Source organism: Agromyces subbeticus DSM 16689 (assembly GCF_000421565.1).
GTDB classification, from domain to species: Bacteria; Actinomycetota; Actinomycetes; order Actinomycetales; family Microbacteriaceae; genus Agromyces; species Agromyces subbeticus.
This window is the reverse complement of sequence record NZ_ATXG01000023.1, coordinates 1-16,188: the sequence shown is the minus strand read 5'-3', so window position 1 is coordinate 16,188 and position 16,188 is coordinate 1. Positions and strand designations below refer to the sequence as shown.

Below are 16,188 nucleotides of genomic sequence, written 5' to 3'. Positions count from 1 at the left end.
ACCCGGGCGCCGCGGCATCCGACGCTTACTTCGAACGGTCGCGCTTCTCGCGCACTCGCATGTTGATGACGATCGGCGACCCCTCGAAGCCGTAGATCTCGCGCAGGCGTCGCTGAATGAAGCGGCGGTAGCCCGGGTCGAGGAAGCCGGTCGTGAAGAGCACGAAGGTCGGCGGGCGGGTCGCTGCCTGCGTGCCGAACAGGATGCGGGGCTGCTTGCCGCCGCGCACGGGGTGCGGGTGCTCTTGCGTGAGCTCGGTGAGGAAGGCGTTGAACTTGCCGGTCGCGATGCGCGTGTCCCACGACTCGAGCGCGGTCTCGAGCGCCGGCACGAGCTTCTCGAGGTGACGACCGGTCTTCGCCGAGATGTTCACGCGGGGCGCCCACGAGACGTGGTGCAGGTCTTGCTCGATCTCGCGCTCGAGGTAGCGGCGACGTTCGTCGTCGAGCAGGTCCCACTTGTTGAAGGCGAGCACGAGCGCCCGGCCCGACTCGAGCACGAGGTCGATGATGCGAACGTCTTGCTCCGAGAGCGCCTGCGAGACATCGAGCAGCACGACGGCGACCTCGGCCTTCTCGAGCGCGGCCTGCGTGCGCAGCGATGCGTAGAAGTCGGCGCCCTGCTGCAGGTGCACGCGGCGACGGATGCCGGCGGTGTCGACGAATCGCCAGATCTTGCCACCGAGCTCGATCTGCTCGTCGACGGGGTCGCGAGTAGTGCCGGCGAGCTCGTTGACGACGACGCGCTCTTCACCGGCGGTCTTGTTGAGCAGGCTCGACTTGCCGACGTTCGGGCGCCCGAGGATCGCCACGCGACGCGGGCCGCCGAACTCGTCTTTGGCGACGGCCGATACCTGTGGCAGCACCTTGAAGACGGACTCGAGCATGTCGGCGACACCGCGGCCGTGCAGTGCCGAGACGGGGTACGGCTCGCCGAGGCCGAGGTTCCAGAGGGCGGCGGCTTCGGGCTCCTGCCGGGCGTCGTCGACCTTGTTCGCGAGCAGGAAGACCGGCTTGTTGGCCTTTCGGAGCAGTCGAACGACGTGCTCGTCGGTCGACGTCGCGCCGACCGTGGCGTCGACGACGAAGAGCACGACATCGGAGAGGTCGATCGCGACCTCGGCCTGGGCGGCGACCGACGCGTCGATGCCCTTCGCGTCGGGCTCCCAGCCACCGGTGTCGACGAGCGTGAACCGGCGGTCGAGGTACTCGCCCTTGTACGAGACACGGTCGCGCGTGACGCCAGGAGTGTCTTCGACGACGGCCTCGCGACGACCGAGGATGCGGTTCACGAGGGCGGACTTGCCGACGTTCGGCCGGCCGACGATCGCGATGACCGGCAGCGCGGGCAGGTAGCGGATCGCCTCTTCGCCCTCTTCCGAGATCTCGAGCACCTCGAGGTCGTCGTCGTCGAGCGCGTAGTCGGAGAGCCCCGAGCGAAGCGCGGTCGCGCGCTGCTCGGCGAGCTCGTCGTCGACGCCTGCGAGTCGCTGTGCGAGGTCGTCGTCGGGAGCGTCGAAGTCTTCGCTCTGGTCGGTCATGGTCTCTCCTCTAAGTCTGTGTGCGCCGGCCGCATCACCGTTCTGGTGCGACTACCGGTTGCGCCGCGCGGATCACGCCGAGCACCGCGTCGACCGTCTGATCGAAGTCGAGTTCGGTCGAATCGACGGTGGTGACGCCGTCGGCCGCAGTCATGAAGTCCACGACTTTGGAGTCGGCCGCGTCGCGCTTGCGCAGTTGTTCCCCCGCTGCCTCGGCCGAGGATCCGGCGAGCTCGGCGGAGCGCCTGCCCATTCTAACCGCTTCGGATGCTGTGAGGAGAATGCGAACCGGAGCATCGGGCGCCACGACGGTGGTGATGTCGCGACCCTCGGCCACGATGCCGGGTGCGTCGACCGTCGCCATGATCGCGCGGAACAGCTCGATCAGGTGCCGTCGCACTTCGGGCACGCGCGCCACGGCGCTCACGACGGCAGAGATCTGCGGGTCGCGAATCGCGTCGGTCACGTCGATATCGCCGACGTGCACGGCGTATCCGGCCGGGTCGGTGCCGATGCGGTAGTCGAAGGAGTCGAGACAGGCGACGACGGATGCCGCGTCATCCGTGTCGACTCCGGATGCCTCGACGTGCCAAGCCAGCGCGCGATAGGCCGCGCCGGTGTCGAGGAAGCCGAAGCCCAATCGGCGGGCGACGGCTTTCGAGACGCTCGACTTGCCGCTGCCGGCCGGGCCGTCGACGGCCACGACGAACGGAATGACGGGTGACACGTTCAACCTGCAATCCGCCAGCCGCGTGCGGCCAGCTCGTCGGTGAGGTGCTGCTGCATTTCGGGCAGCACCGAGATCTCGGCGAGGCCGATCTGCGCGCCGGGCGAGTGCTCGAGGCGAAGGTCTTCGATGTTGGCGCCGGCCTCGCCGACGTCGTTGAAGAGGCGTGCGAGCTGGCCGGGGCGGTCGTCGATCATGACGATGAGGCTCGAATAGCGCCGGTCGACACCGTGCTTGCCGGGCAAGCGCTCGACGCCCGTGTTGCCGCCGAAGAGCTCTTCGGCGACCCTGCGCCGAGCGCCGGGGGCCTCCATGTTCTCGAGTGCGTCGATGAAGCGGTCGAGGTCGTCGCGGTACCCGCGGAGGATCTCGGCGACGGGCTCGGCGTTCTGGCCGAGGATCTGCACCCAGAGTTCGGGGTCGCTCGCGGCCACCCGGGTGACGTCGCGAATGCCCTGGCCGGCGAGGTTGACCGAGGCGTGCGGCGCATCGATGAGGCGGCGCGCCATCAGGCTCGAGACGACCTGCGGCACGTGCGAGACGAGCGCAACGGCGGCGTCGTGCTGCTCGGGGGTCAGCTCGACGAGCGTGGCGCCCAGGTCGAGGATCAGGTCGTCGATCGCCGAGCCGTCCTGGTAGGACATGCCGCCGTGCGCGGCGACCACCCAGGGTCGGCCGACGAAGAGATCGGCCCGACCGGACATCGGGCCGCCGCGCTCACGCCCGGCCATCGGGTGCGTGCCGATGTAGCGAGAGAGGTCGGCGCCGCGCGCCTTCAGGTCGTCGTAGACGGCGAGCTTCACGCTCGCGACATCCGTGACGATCGCCTCGGGAAAGGCGTCGAGCTCGGCGGCGACCACGTCTGCAGTGACATCGGGCGGCACGCAGACGACGACGAGTTGGGGGCGGTCGCCGGGCTCGGCCGGTCGACCGGCGCCGTAGTCGACCGCGATCGCGAGATGCGTCGGCGACGCATCGGCGAGAATGACGTCGATGCCCTTGGCGCGAAGCCCCAAGCCGATGCTCGCGCCGAGCAGGCCCACGCCGACGACGCGCACGGGGCCGGTCAGGCGCGACTCGTTCACGAGCCGGCTCCCTCGGAACCGGGGTCATCGTTCGAGCCATCGCTTCGCTCCTGGCCGGCTTCCGCGGCGCGGGAGATCGTGAGCAGCTGACCGAGCTCGGCCTTCGTCAGCTCCCGCATCTGGCCCGACCGAAGGGTGCCGAGGTTGAGCGGCCCGAAGCTGCGACGAACGAGGTCGACCACCGGGTGACCGACCGCGTCGAGCATGCGCCGCACGATGCGGTTGCGGCCGGAGTGCAGCGTCAGTTCGACCATCGAGTGCCGGTCGTCGCCCTGCTGCTGCAACACACGCGCCTTGTCGGCGGCGATGGGTCCGTCGTCGAGCTCGATGCCGTTCTTCAACTGCTGGACGACCTGCGGCGACACTCGGCCCGTGACCTTCGCGATGTAGGTCTTCGAGACGCCGAACGAGGGGTGGGCGAGCACGTGGGCGAGATCGCCGTCGTTCGTGAGCAGCAGCAGCCCGCTCGTCTCGGCGTCGAGGCGGCCGACGTTGAAGACGCGCTCCTCGAGGTCTTCGGTGAAGCGGGTGAGATCGGGCCGACCCTGCTCGTCGCGCATCGACGAGACGACGCCGCGCGGCTTGTTCAGCATGTAGTACCGCTTCGCGGGGTCGAGCTGCACGGCGACGCCGTCGACCGCGACGAGGTCGGTCTCGGGGTCGATGCGCCGGCCGAGCTCGGTCACGATCTCGCCGTTCACCTCGACCCTGCCCTCGGCGATGTACTGCTCGGAGACCCGCCGGCTCGCGACGCCCGCCGCGGCGAGCACCTTCTGCAGGCGCACGCCTTCGGGGGCGGGCTCGCCGCCCCATCCTGTCGTGTCAGTCAAAGTCGAATCCTTCCTGGCCGTCGTCGAGCAACGGCGAGATGTGCGGCAGCTCGTCGAGCGAGTTGATGCCGAGGTTCGTGAGCAGCAGTTCCGTCGTGCCGTAGAGGATCGCGCCGGTCTCTGGATCGGTGTCGACCTCGGTGACGAGCCCGCGGCCGAGCAGGGTGCGCACCACCGAGTCGACGTTGACCGCGCGGATCGAGGCGACTTGCGAACGGGAGATCGGCTGCTTGTAGGCGATCACCGAGAGCGTCTCGAGCGCCGCTTGCGAGAGCCGGGTCGAAGACTGCGTCAGCACGAAGTCGGCGACGAGGGTGTCGTACTCGGCTCGCACGTAGAAGCGCCAGCCACCGCCGACCTCGCGAAGTTCGAAGCCACGACGGATGCCTCGTGCCTCGGGCTCCCCCGCGACATCCGTTCGCGGCTCGCCCGAGGTGCCGGTGCCGTCGTAGTCGGAGCGAAGACGTGCGATCGACGAACGCACCTCGGCGACCGGCCGGGCGACAGCCGCCGCGAGCGAGACGACGCTCTGCGGCTCGTCGGCGATGAAGAGGATCGCCTCGAGGGCGCGATCGAGGTCGAGGTGCGGCTGACCGGGCACGTCGAGCGGTGTCGAGATCGACAGCTCGGGGCCGTCCTCCATCCCCTCCGCTCCTTCGTCGATCGCGGTATCCGTGTCACTCGTCATAGTCGGCCCCCAAGCTCTCGAGATTCTCGTCGGACCAGCTCTCGGCCGACCAGCGCAATGTCAGTTCGCCGAGCGGTTCGAGCTGTTCGAAGCCGATGGCCGCATGGCGGTAGAGCTCGAGCACCGCGATGAAGCGCGCCACGACGACGCCCTGCTGCCCGACGCCGGCGATCAGCTGGCGGAACGTCACGGGGTCGCCGCGCCGCAGCACGGCCACGACGTGGGCGGCCTGCTCACGGATCGAGACGAGCGGTGCGTGCAGGTGGTCGAGGCCGACGACCGGGATCTCGCGTGGCGTCAGCGCCAGGGTTGCAAGCGCGGCGAAGTCTTCGGCCGAGAGCGTCCACAGCAGTTCGGGCGCGCGCTGACGGAACTTCTCTTCGAGGCGCACGTTTCGGGCATGCCGCATCGATTCCCGCTCGAGGTGCCCCGCGAACCAGCGCGCCGCCTCTTTGAACGCGCGGTACTGCAGCAGTCTCGCGAACAGCAGGTCGCGCGCCTCGAGCAGAGCGACGTCTTCTGCGTCGACGAGTTCGCCCTGCGGCAGCAGCCCGGCGACCTTGAGGTCGAGCAGGGTCGCCGCGACGACGAGGAACTCCGATGCCCGGTCGAGCTCCTCTTCGGAGTCGAGACCGCGCAGGTACGAGATGAACTCGTCGGTCACCGCCGACAACGAGACCTCGGTGATATCGAGTTCGTGCTTCGTGATCAGCGAGAGCAACAGGTCGAACGGGCCCTCGAAGTTCGCGAGCGCGACGCGGAAGCCTCGCTCGGGTTCGGGTTCGAGTTCGGCCGACGCGGCAGCGGGCTCAGTCGACGGCGTCTCCACCGGCGGCGACGCCGCGGCCGCGTGCTGCTCGGGGGCCGAAGCCGCCTCAGGCGACCGCGCCACGGAACACCAGCTCCCGTGCGAGCTGCCGGTACGCCTTCGACGCCTGGTGCTCGGGAGCGAACTCGGTGATGGGGGTCGCCGCCACCGTCGCGTCGGGGAATTTCACGGTGCGCGTGATGACCGTCTCGAGCACCTTCTCGCCGAACGCATCGACGACCCGCTCGAGCACCTCGCGCGAGTGCAGGGTGCGCGCGTCGTACATCGTCGCGAGAATGCCGTCGAGCTGGATAGCGGGGTTCAGGCGGTCGCGCACCTTGTCGATCGTCTCGATGAGCAGCGCGACGCCGCGCAGCGCGAAGTACTCGCATTCGAGCGGGATGACCACGCCGTGGCTCGCGGTGAGCGCGTTGACGGTCAGGAGGCCGAGCGACGGCTGGCAGTCGATGAGGATGACGTCGTAGTCGGCCGACACCCGGCGCAGCACGCTCGCGAGGATCTGCTCGCGCGCGACCTCGGTGACGAGGTGCACCTCGGCTGCCGAGAGGTCGATGTTGGCGGGGATCACGTCGAGGTTGTCGACGCCGGTCTTCTGGATCACCTCGGCCGGGTCGAGGGTGCGCGAGAGCAGCAGGTCGTAGATGGTCGGCACGTCGTGCGTCGGCACGCCGAGCCCTGCCGACAGGGCACCCTGCGGGTCGAAGTCGATCGCGAGCACCCGTCGACCGTATTCGGCGAGCGTCGCGCCGAGGTTGATCGTGGTGGTCGTCTTGCCGACGCCGCCCTTCTGGTTGCAGAGGGCGATGATGCGTGCCGGACCGTGCGCGGTGAGCCGCTTGGGCTCGGGGAATTCGCGGTACGGACGACCAGTGGGGCCGAGCTCTGGCGGAAGCGAGGCGATTCCCTCCGCTGAGGGCTTCTGGTGCGTCACGTGTCCACTCTCTCCTGGGTTGCGGATGCTTGGTCGATTCTAGCGAGCACGGGGGTGGGCCGCCGTGTACATCTCCCGGAGTGTATCGGCTGTCACGAGCGTGTAGATCTGCGTCGTGGCGACCGAGGAGTGTCCGAGGAGCTCTTGCACCACACGCACGTCGGCGCCCCCCTCGAGCAGATGGGTCGCGAACGAGTGGCGCAGCGTGTGCGGCGAGACGGATGTCGCGAGCCCCGCGGTCTCGGCCGCATCACGGATCGCCTCCCACGCAGCCTGGCGCGACATCCGCTTGCCCCGCACACCGAGGAAGAGCGCGGGCGTCGCGCTGCCGCGGGTGGAGAGGACGGGGCGGGCGCGCACGAGGTAGGCGTCGATCGCTCGCCGTGCGTAGCTGCCGAGCGGCACGATGCGCTGCTTGCCGCCTTTGCCGAAGAGGCGCACGACCTCTCGATCGACGAGATCGTCGACGTTCAGCGAGACCGCCTCCGAGACTCGAGCGCCGGTGGCGTAGAGCAACTCGAGCAGGGCGCTGTCGCGAACGTCGGTGAGCTCTTCACCGCCGGCCGCGGCGATGAGTGCTTCGACGTCGTCGACCGGAATGGCCTTGGGCAGCCGCATCGGCAGTTTCGGCGGGCGGAGCTCGCGAGACACGTCGGCCGGCACGAGCCCCTCTTCGGCGAGGAACCGGTGGAAGCCGCGAACCGCCGACAGCACGCGGGCGATCGACGACGTCGCGAGCGTCGGAACGCGTTCGGCGCCGAGGAACCGCACGAAGTCGCCGAGGTCCTGCTCGGTGACCGCGACGGGGCCCGCGATGCCGCGCATCGCGAGCCAGTCGGCGTAGATCGTGAGATCGCGCCGATACGACGAGATGGAGTTCTGCGCGAGGCCCCGCTCCACGGTGAGATGCCGCAGATAGTCGTCGACGGGGGCACGGGTCATCTGGGCGCCGGTTCCGAAGGCTCGACGAGCTCACTCGGTTCGACCGGCCGGCCCGGCCACGGGGCATCCGCTGCCCCGAGGCTCGCCCAGCCCCGGGCGCGCGCGGTCGCCGCAGCCAGCACAGCGATCGCGAGCGGTGCGTTGTGGATGCGCCGCTCGAGCACGGCGTCGACGCACTCGTCGAGCGGCACCCACCGGGTCTCCATGTCGGCCTCTTCGGCCTCGCGAGCGAACGCCGCGACGGTGGCGCTCAGCCCGCGGGCGAGGTAGACGCGGATGCGTTCGTCGCTGCCGCCGGGCGACGTCGCGAGATCAGTGAGCACCGCCCACTCGGATGCCTCGAGGTCGGCCTCTTCGGCGAGTTCGCGCTTCGCGGCGTCCAGTGGGTGCTCGCCGTCGACGTCGAGCAGTCCCGCGGGGATCTCCCAATCGCGCATGCGCACGGGGTGACGGTACTGCTTGATCAGGAACACCCGGTCGTCGTCGTCGATCGCGAGCACCCCGACGGCGCCCGTGTGATCGGTGTACTCCCGCACGATCGTGTCGCCGCCGAATTCGAACGCGTCGCGTCGGATGCTCCAGACGCGACCCTCGAACACGACGTCGCTCACGACGATCGGCACGTCGACCCGTTCGTCGGCGAGCGGCTCGGGCCGCTCGCCGACGTGCTTCGCGCTGGGTTCAGCCATGTTCGGCTCAGCCGTTGTTGACGTCGAACAGCAGGCTCGCCTGCTGGCGTTCGAGCGCTGCGCCGACGAGCCCGCGGAACAGGGGGTGCGGGTCGTTCGGGCGGCTGCGCAGTTCGGGGTGCGCCTGCGTGCCGACGTAGAACGGGTGCACGTCTCGCGGCAGCTCGACGAACTCGACGAGGTGACGATCGGGCGACATGCCCGAGAACGAGAGGCCGGCTTCGGCGATGCGGTCACGGTACGAGTTGTTGACCTCGTAGCGGTGGCGGTGCCGTTCGGAGACCTCGGTCGAGCCGTAGAGCTCGGCCGCGATCGAGCCGTCGGCGAGCTTCGCCGGGTAGAGGCCGAGACGCATCGTGCCACCGAGGTCGCCGCCGGCGATGATCTCGACCTGCTCCTCCATGGTCGCGATGACGGGGTACTGCGTGTCGGGATCGAACTCGCTCGACGATGCACCGGGCAGCCCGACGACATTGCGCGAATACTCGATGACCATGCACTGCAGGCCGAGACACAGCCCGAGCACCGGAAGGCCGTTCTCACGGGCGAACCGCAGCGCGCCGAGCTTTCCCTCGATGCCACGCACGCCGAAGCCGCCCGGCACGCAGATGCCGTCGAGGTGCGCGAGGTGCTTCTGCGCGCCCTCGGGCGTCTGGCACTCGTCAGACGGGATCCACTCGATGACGACCTTGCTGTCGTTGGCGAATCCGCCGGCGCGAAGCGCCTCGGTGACCGACAGGTAGGCGTCGGGCAGGTCGATGTACTTGCCGACGAGGCCGATCGTGACCTCGTGCTTCGGCTCGTGCACGACCTCGAGCAGCTCGCTCCAGCCCGACCAGTCGACCTCGTCGGCGACGAGCCCGAGCGAGTCGATGATGTACGCGTCGAGCCCCTGATCGTGCAGCATCGTGGGGATGTCGTAGATCGACGGCACGTCGACCGCGTTCACCACGGCGGCCTCGTCGACGTCGCACATGAGCGCGATCTTGCGCTTGTTCGACTCGGTGACGGGCCGGTCGCTGCGCAGCACGAGCGCGTCGGGCTGGATTCCGATGGAACGCAGCGCGGCGACGGAGTGCTGCGTGGGCTTCGTCTTCTGCTCGCCCGACGCGCCCATGTAGGGCACGAGCGAGACGTGCACGAAGAAGACGTTCTTGCGGCCGAGTTCGTGGCGCACCTGGCGAGCGGACTCGATGAACGGCTGCGACTCGATGTCACCGACCGTGCCGCCGATCTCGGTGATGATCACGTCGGGCTTCGGCGACTCCGCGGCCTGCAGGCGCATGCGTCGCTTGATCTCGTCGGTGATGTGCGGAATGACCTGCACGGTGTCGCCGAGGTATTCGCCGCGACGCTCTTTGGCGATCACCGTCGAGTAGATCTGGCCGGTGGTGACGTTCGCCGCTTGGCTCAGGTTGATGTCGAGGAATCGCTCGTAGTGCCCGATGTCGAGGTCTGTCTCGGCGCCATCATCGGTGACGAAGACCTCGCCATGCTGGAAGGGGTTCATCGTGCCCGGATCCACGTTCAGATATGGATCGAGCTTCTGCATGACGACTCTGAGGCCCCTGGCTGTCAGGAGATTGCCGAGACTCGCCGCCGTGAGTCCCTTGCCCAACGATGAAACGACACCACCCGTGACGAAGATGTGCTTCGTCACGCTGTGAGACGCGTCAGGGTTCGAATTGTCTGTGCTCGTAGGAGCTGTTCCGCGTTCATCCACCACGGGCTTATAGCCTAACTCACGTTCCTGATCGTTCGACCCGACATGCCCCACGCGCTCCCCCATTTTCTTCTCGGGATCGATCGATCCCCTGTCGAGTGGCCTGCGCCACGAGTCACGCCGCGCGGTCTGCGGCGATCTCCAGCAACTCCCGTGCGTGCGCCAGCCCGCTCGCCGAGTCGGTGAGCCCCGACAGCAGTCGCGCCATCTCGGCCTCGCGCTCGGCGCCGACGAGCTGGCGCACGCTCGACGAGGTGACCTGACCGTCGGTGCCCTTGACGACGCTCAGGTGGTTGGTCGCGAAGGCGGCCACTTGTGCGAGGTGGGTCACGACGATGACCTGTGAGCGTTCGGCGAGACGCGCCAGACGGCGGCCGATCTCGATGGCCGCTGCACCGCCGACACCGGCGTCGACCTCGTCGAATACGAAGGTCGGCACCGGGTCGCTGCCGGCGATCACGACTTCGATCGCGAGCATCACGCGCGAGAGCTCGCCGCCCGACGCGCCGCGCGACACCGGTCGGGGCTCGGCGCCGGGGTGCGGGCGGAGCAGGATCGACACGGCGTCGCGACCGAACACGTTCGCCTCTGCGGTCGGCTCGACCGCGACAGCGAGCTGCGCGTCGGGCATCGCGAGCGCGGCGAGCTCGGCGGTGACCGCGGCGGCGAGACCGGTCGCGGCCTCGGTGCGCAGTTCGGTGAGGCGTGCGGCCAGTCGATCGACTTCGGTCTCGAGCGCGGCGACGGATGCCTCGAGCCCCTCGATGCGCTCATCGTCGCTGTCGAGCTCGACCAGCCGCAGGCCGCCGTTGCGCCGGAACTCGAGCACCTGTTCGAGATCGCCGCCGTGCCGCCGCATCAGGGCTCCGAGCACGGCCCGGCGATCTTGCACGATCTCGAGCTCGCGCGCGCCGTCGGCGTCGAGGCCGGCGAGGTAGCCCGAAAGTTCGGCTGCGGCGTCTGCGAGCAGGAAGCCCGCGTTCGCGAGCATCTCGCCGATCGGCGGCAGCGCGGCATCGTGCTCGGCGACACGTTCGAGGTGACGGCGTGCAGCATCGACGAGCGCCACGGCATCGGGGGCATCGTCGACGACGTCTTCGGCCGAGATCAGCGCCCGGGCCTGTGCGGCCGCGAGTCGCAGTTCTTCGAGGTTCGACAACCGATCGGCCCGTTCGTGCAGTTCGAGGTCTTCACCGGGTTGCGGATCGGCAGCCTCGACCTCGTCGAGCGCCGCGCGCAACTCGGCGGCCTCTCGGGCCCGGGAACCATGGTCGTCTCGAAGCCGGTCGAGCTCGGCGGCATCCGTTCGCCAGGCGTTGAACGCCATGCGGTACTCCTCGAGCACCGCCTGCAGGTCTGGGCCGGCGTACCGGTCGAGTGCCTCGCGCTGGGCGACAGCGGAACGGAGCCGCTGCTGGTCGGCCTGCCCGTGCACGACGACGAGTTCGTCGCCGAGCTCGGAGAGCACGCCGACCGGGGCGCTGCGACCGCCGACGACGGCGCGACTGCGCCCCTCGGCCGAGACGGAGCGGCCGAGCAGCAGTTCACCCGACTCGACCTCGCCGCCGGTCTCGGCGACGCGCTCGGCGATCGCTCCGTCGTCGGGAACGAGCCAGCGCCCCTCGACCCACGCCTGCTTGGCGCCGGCGCGCACCGCGCCGGCATCGGCTCGCGAGCCGAGCAGCAGCCCGAGTGCCGTCACCACCATGGTCTTGCCCGCGCCGGTCTCGCCGGTGACGGCCGTGAATCCGGCGCCGAGCGGAAGCGTCGCCTCGGCGATGACGCCGAGGTCGCGGATGCCGAGTTCTTCAATCATCGAAACCCCTACTCACGCCCGACCGGCCCTCTCCAGCCGGTCACCGGAAGCTGGAACTTGTTCACGAGCCGATCGGTGAACGGTGCCTCGTGCAGACGCGCGAGACGCACCGGCACCGGCGACTTGCGCACGATCACCCGGGCTCCGGGCGGCAGGTCGAACGTGCGCCGACCGTCGCACCAGATCACGGCGGATGCTTCGGTGCGCTGCAGGATCTCGACCGCGAGCGACGACTCGGGACCGACGACGAGCGGCCGTGCGAACAGCGCGTGCGCGCTGAGCGGCACGAGGAGCAGTGCTTCGAGGCTCGGCCAGACGACCGGCCCGCCGGCGGAGAACGAATAGGCCGTGGAACCCGTCGGGGTCGACATCACCACGCCGTCGCAGCCGAACGACGAAAGGGGGCGCCGGTCGACCTCGATGACGACCTCGAGCATGCGCTCGCGCTCGGCCTTCTCGACCGTGACCTCGTTGAGCGCCCAGCTTTCGTAGACGACATCGTCGCCGACCTTCGCGCGCACCGACAGGGTCATGCGCTCTTCGACGGTGTAGTCGCGGGCGAGCGCCCGGCCGACGGTGTAGCCGAGGTCGTCGCGCTCGCTCTCGGCGAGGAAGCCGACATGGCCGAGATTCACACCGAGCAATGGCACCGGAAGATCGCGCATGATCTCTGCGGCGCGGAGGATCGTGCCGTCGCCGCCGAGCACGATCACGAGCTCGATCAGCGCCGGGTCGATCTCTTCGAACCGCTCGACCTCGCCGTTCAGCTCGGGCACGAAATCGTGCACGTCGTTCCAGTGCTCGGCCGCGATCACCGGCACAGCGCCGGCCGCGAGCAGTTGCGCGCAGACATCGCTGGTCGCCTCGAGGGCGGACTGCCGGCCGGTGTGCGAGACCACCAGGAAGCGTCGTGCGTCACTCACGCCTTCGCCCTCCCCGTCAGTTCGTCGACCCGACCTGACCATTCTGTCGGACTCACGCCCCGTGTCGCGCTCAGATTCACGAGGTATTCGAGGTTTCCGTGCCCACCGGCAATTGGGGAGGACGAGATGCCAGCGGTGCCGAGCCCCTCGTCGAACGCCGCCCAGAGCACATTCGAGATCGCCTCGGCCCGCAGACCGGCATCTCGCACGACACCCTCGCGGGCTCCCCCGCGACCGACCTCGAACTGCGGCTTGACGAGCAGCACGAAGTCGGCGTCGGGCGTCGCCGTGGCGCGCAGCGCCGGCAGCACGACCGTCAGCGAGATGAACGAGAGATCGGCGACGACGAGCGATGGCCGCTCGGCAACCCCGGTGAGCTCGGCGAGGCGTGCTGCATCGAGGTGGCGGACATTGCATCCCTCGACGAGCACGAGGCCCGGTACGTCGACGAGTTCGGCGGCGAGCTGCCCGTGCCCGACGTCGACGGCGAGCACGCGCTCAGCGCCGCGTTCGAGCAGCACCTGGCTGAACCCGCCCGTCGACGCGCCGGCGTCGAGGGCGATGCGGCCGGCCACGTCGATGCCGAACGCATCGAGGCCGGCGATGAGCTTGTGCGCGGCGCGACTCACATAGTGATCGGATGCCGCGACCTCGAGCCGCGCGTCGTCGCTCACCTTGGTCGCGGACTTGACGGTCGGGTGCCCGTCGACGGTCACCACGCCCGACGCGATGAGCGTGGCGGCGTGCGTGCGCGATCGTGCGAGTCCGCGAGCCGCAAGGGCGGCGTCGAGGCGTTGCTCGGCCATGCGTCAGGAACGCCGCGACGGATCGGACTGCTCGAGCTGTGCCCGCAGTCCGTCGGCGAGCGATTGATAGCCTTCTGCGCGCTCGGCGAGTGGTCGTGTCTCGAGGTCGGCGAGCACGCCGGGAACCGTCGCGGCGACACCCTCGGCCTCCGGCGCCGCGGCACGATCGGTCGTCTCTGCTTCGGTGGCTCGACCGGCTTCAGTACTCACCACTCCACGGTACCCCGAGCCGACGACGTCGCGTCAGGAATAGAGCCGCGTGGGAACATCCAGCACGTGGATCGCGACGCCCGAGTTCCAGATGGTCGCGCACGCCGCACGCAGCAGGTCGATCTCACGATCGCCCTCGTCGACGATCTCGACCCGGTGCCCGGCGAGTCGAACGCGGGCCGACCCGACCCGCGCGACGTCGCCACGAAGCTGCTCGGTGGCAGGGTACGGCTCGTGAAGCCCGTCGAGATCGGCGAGGATGAAGTCGGGCCGACTGGATGCATCGGCCGCGAGCACCTGCTTCGCACGATCGATGCCGGTGAGCACGACCGCGCTCAGCATGCCGGCGCGGTTCGCACCGAGGATGTCGGTGTCGAGGCGGTCGCCGACGACGAGCGGCCGCTGCGCGCCGAACCGTCGCCTGGCCTCGTCGAAGATCGGCGTCTCGGGCTTGCCCGCGACCAAGGGGAACCGTCCGACAGCGGTGTGCACCGCGGAGACGAGGGTTCCGTTGCCGGGCGCGACACCTCGCGCGACAGGAATCGTCCAGTCCATGTTCGTCGCGATCCACGGGATCCCGGGCGTCGAGGCATCCGGTCCGCCGTTCGCGTTGAGCGCGAACGTCGCCTCTGCGAGATCGCGCCAGCCGATCTCGGGGGTGAAGCCCTGCACGACGGCGTCTGGAGCATCATCGGCCGATCGCGTGACTCGGTAACCGCGCTTCTCGAGTTCGACCGTGATGCCCTCGCCGCCGACGACGAGCACGAGTGCGCCCGGTGCCACCTGCTGGTCGAGCAGGCTCATCGCCGCCTGAGGTGAGGTGACGACATCGTCGGGTGCGACCTCGAGGCCGAGTTCGGTGAGATGACGGGCGACGGATGCATCGCTTCGCGAGGCGTTGTTCGTGATGTACCCGACGGCGCGGCTCCGCTTCGCGAGGGTGAGGCTTTCGACCGCGCGCGGAATCGCACCGGCACCCGCATAGACGACGCCATCGAGGTCGGCGAGCACCGCGTCGACGCCGTCGAGCGGGGTCGACGACTCAGTCTTCGCGCGAAACAGGCTCATCGACCGCACCCTCGGACTTCTCGGACTCCTCGGCTTCGAGCGCACGACCCTCGGCGATCACTGCGGCCACGTCGTCCTCGAGCACCGCACCCGGGTCGTCGTCGGCGTCGACGCCGTCCACCGGCGCCTCAGGGGCGCCGGCGTCGTCGTTCGCTTCGTCGTTCACGTCGTCGACCTCGGCGTCCGCCGGAGCATCCGTCGCTGCCGTATCGCCCGTCGGCTCTGAACCTTCCGACGAGGGCTCGTCGTCTGCCCCTTCGATCTCGACCGAGAAGATCTCGATCGACTCGGCCTCGGCCGGTGCGCCGAGGGCGGCGTCGGCGCGATCCGCACGAGCACGCCACGTCGCGGCTTCGGCCGAGCGGCCGAGTTCCTCGAGCACTTCCGCGTAGGCCGAGAAGAGTGCGGCGCTGTACGAATATGCGCGATCGGGGTCGAGCTGCGGAATCTCGAGCTCAGCGAGCGCGATCTCGGGCTGGCCGAGGTCGAGCCGGGCCCCTGACATCGCGATCGCGAGCCCCACCTGCACGGCGGGCGGCAGGGTGCTGCGATCGACGGCGCGACCGACCTCGAGCGCGCGATCGGGTCGCCCCACGCCGCGTTCGCTGTCGACCATGAGCGGCAGCTGGTCGTTGCTGCCGGAGATTCGACGGTAAGTGCGCAGCTCGCGGAGGGCGAGCGCGAAATCGCCGGTCGCATAGGCGGTGATCGCGAGCGTTTCGCGCACGACGGCGACACGGCCGGCGCGGCGCGATGCCGAGAGCGCGTGCAGGTGCGCGAGCTCAGGGTCGTCTTCGAGCAACAGGGATGCCGCGACGAGATGCCGCGCCACCCAGTCCGCGTTCTCCTTGCTCAGCGTCTTGAGCTCGGCACGTGCGCCCTTATCGAGATCGCGCGCCTCGATCGACTCGTCGATCTCGGGAGCGTCATGGCGCGGGCGGTACTGCAGTTCCGCGGCACCGTACGTCTCACGGGGCGTGTCACTCTGCTCGTCCCGAGCGCCGGGGCGACCGCCCCGAGGGCGGTCGCTATACGGGCGCTTCGCATCACGGTCACCGTAGGGGCGCTTCGCGTCACGGTCACCGTACGGCTTCTTCGCATCGCGGTCACCGTAGGGGCGCTTCGCGTCACGGTCACCGTACGGCTTCTTCGCGTCACGGTCACCGTACGGCTTCTTCGCATCGCGGTCACCGTAGGGGCGCTTCGCGTCACGGTCACCATACGGACGCTTCGCGTCACGGTCACCGTAGGGCTTCTTCGCGTCACGGTCACCGTACGGCTTCTTCGCATCACGGTCACCATACGGCTTCTTCGCATCACGGTCACCATACGGACGCTTCGCGTCACGGTCACCGTAGGGCTTCTTCGCATCACGGTCACC

General features: G+C 69.2%; 16 protein-coding genes. All 16 read right to left on the bottom strand.

The window, feature by feature from the left end:
* Positions 1-25: 25 nt before the first annotated feature.
* Positions 26-1,540, bottom strand: a complete 1,515-nt coding sequence (der, locus tag H521_RS0119545) for a ribosome biogenesis GTPase Der (protein WP_022894699.1) — start codon at positions 1,538-1,540, stop codon at positions 26-28.
* A gap of 34 nt (positions 1,541-1,574) precedes the next feature.
* Positions 1,575-2,267 (bottom strand): (d)CMP kinase, encoded by a 693-nt coding sequence (gene cmk, locus H521_RS0119540; RefSeq protein WP_245561024.1) that lies wholly within the window; start codon positions 2,265-2,267, stop codon positions 1,575-1,577.
* 2 nt (positions 2,268-2,269) lie between these two features.
* Positions 2,270-3,352, bottom strand: a complete 1,083-nt coding sequence (locus tag H521_RS0119535; RefSeq protein ID WP_022894697.1) for a prephenate dehydrogenase — start codon at positions 3,350-3,352, stop codon at positions 2,270-2,272.
* Positions 3,349-4,182 carry a pseudouridine synthase gene (locus H521_RS0119530; RefSeq protein WP_026482509.1) on the bottom strand — a complete coding sequence of 278 codons (834 nt, stop codon included), beginning with the start codon at positions 4,180-4,182 and terminating at the stop codon, positions 3,349-3,351. The genes H521_RS0119535 and H521_RS0119530 overlap by 4 nt, the downstream gene beginning before the upstream one ends.
* Positions 4,175-4,825 (bottom strand): SMC-Scp complex subunit ScpB, encoded by a 651-nt coding sequence (scpB, locus tag H521_RS0119525; RefSeq protein WP_022894695.1) that lies wholly within the window; start codon positions 4,823-4,825, stop codon positions 4,175-4,177. Before scpB ends, H521_RS0119530 begins: the two co-directional genes overlap by 8 nt.
* Before the next feature lie 34 nt (positions 4,826-4,859).
* A complete protein-coding gene (locus H521_RS0119520; RefSeq protein WP_026482507.1) occupies positions 4,860-5,699 on the bottom strand; it encodes a segregation and condensation protein A in 840 nt (279 codons plus the stop codon).
* A gap of 46 nt (positions 5,700-5,745) precedes the next feature.
* Positions 5,746-6,630 (bottom strand): ParA family protein, encoded by an 885-nt coding sequence (locus tag H521_RS0119515; RefSeq protein WP_022894693.1) that lies wholly within the window; start codon positions 6,628-6,630, stop codon positions 5,746-5,748.
* Between the two features lie 39 nt (positions 6,631-6,669).
* A complete protein-coding gene (gene xerD, locus H521_RS0119510) occupies positions 6,670-7,572 on the bottom strand; it encodes a site-specific tyrosine recombinase XerD (RefSeq protein ID WP_022894692.1) in 903 nt (300 codons plus the stop codon).
* Positions 7,569-8,261: an NUDIX domain-containing protein gene (locus H521_RS24525; protein ID WP_022894691.1), complete on the bottom strand. Its 693-nt coding sequence runs from the start codon at positions 8,259-8,261 to the stop codon at positions 7,569-7,571. Before H521_RS24525 ends, xerD begins: the two co-directional genes overlap by 4 nt.
* Before the next feature lie 7 nt (positions 8,262-8,268).
* The gene (locus H521_RS0119500) at positions 8,269-10,050 is read right to left on the bottom strand and encodes a CTP synthase (RefSeq protein WP_084512718.1); all 1,782 of its coding nucleotides are present in this window, start codon (positions 10,048-10,050) and stop codon (positions 8,269-8,271) included.
* Between the two features lie 49 nt (positions 10,051-10,099).
* Entirely contained in the window at positions 10,100-11,800 is a 1,701-nt protein-coding gene (gene recN, locus H521_RS0119495; protein ID WP_022894689.1) for a DNA repair protein RecN, read from the bottom strand.
* Between the two features lie 8 nt (positions 11,801-11,808).
* Positions 11,809-12,765 carry an NAD kinase gene (locus H521_RS0119490; RefSeq protein ID WP_051159365.1) on the bottom strand — a complete coding sequence of 319 codons (957 nt, stop codon included), beginning with the start codon at positions 12,763-12,765 and terminating at the stop codon, positions 11,809-11,811.
* The gene (locus tag H521_RS0119485) at positions 12,720-13,529 is read right to left on the bottom strand and encodes a TlyA family RNA methyltransferase (RefSeq protein ID WP_022894687.1); all 810 of its coding nucleotides are present in this window, start codon (positions 13,527-13,529) and stop codon (positions 12,720-12,722) included. Before H521_RS0119485 ends, H521_RS0119490 begins: the two co-directional genes overlap by 46 nt.
* A 3-nt stretch (positions 13,530-13,532) precedes the next feature.
* Positions 13,533-13,739, bottom strand: a complete 207-nt coding sequence (locus tag H521_RS0119480) for a hypothetical protein (RefSeq protein ID WP_022894686.1) — start codon at positions 13,737-13,739, stop codon at positions 13,533-13,535.
* A 33-nt stretch (positions 13,740-13,772) separates the two neighbouring features.
* Complete coding sequence (locus H521_RS0119475) at positions 13,773-14,807, bottom strand: HAD-IIA family hydrolase (protein WP_022894685.1); 1,035 nt, start codon at positions 14,805-14,807, stop codon at positions 13,773-13,775.
* Positions 14,782-16,188, bottom strand: a 1,407-nt coding sequence (locus H521_RS26175) for a tetratricopeptide repeat protein (RefSeq protein WP_022894684.1), incomplete at its 5' end; no start/stop codon positions are given. The genes H521_RS0119475 and H521_RS26175, both read right to left, overlap by 26 nt.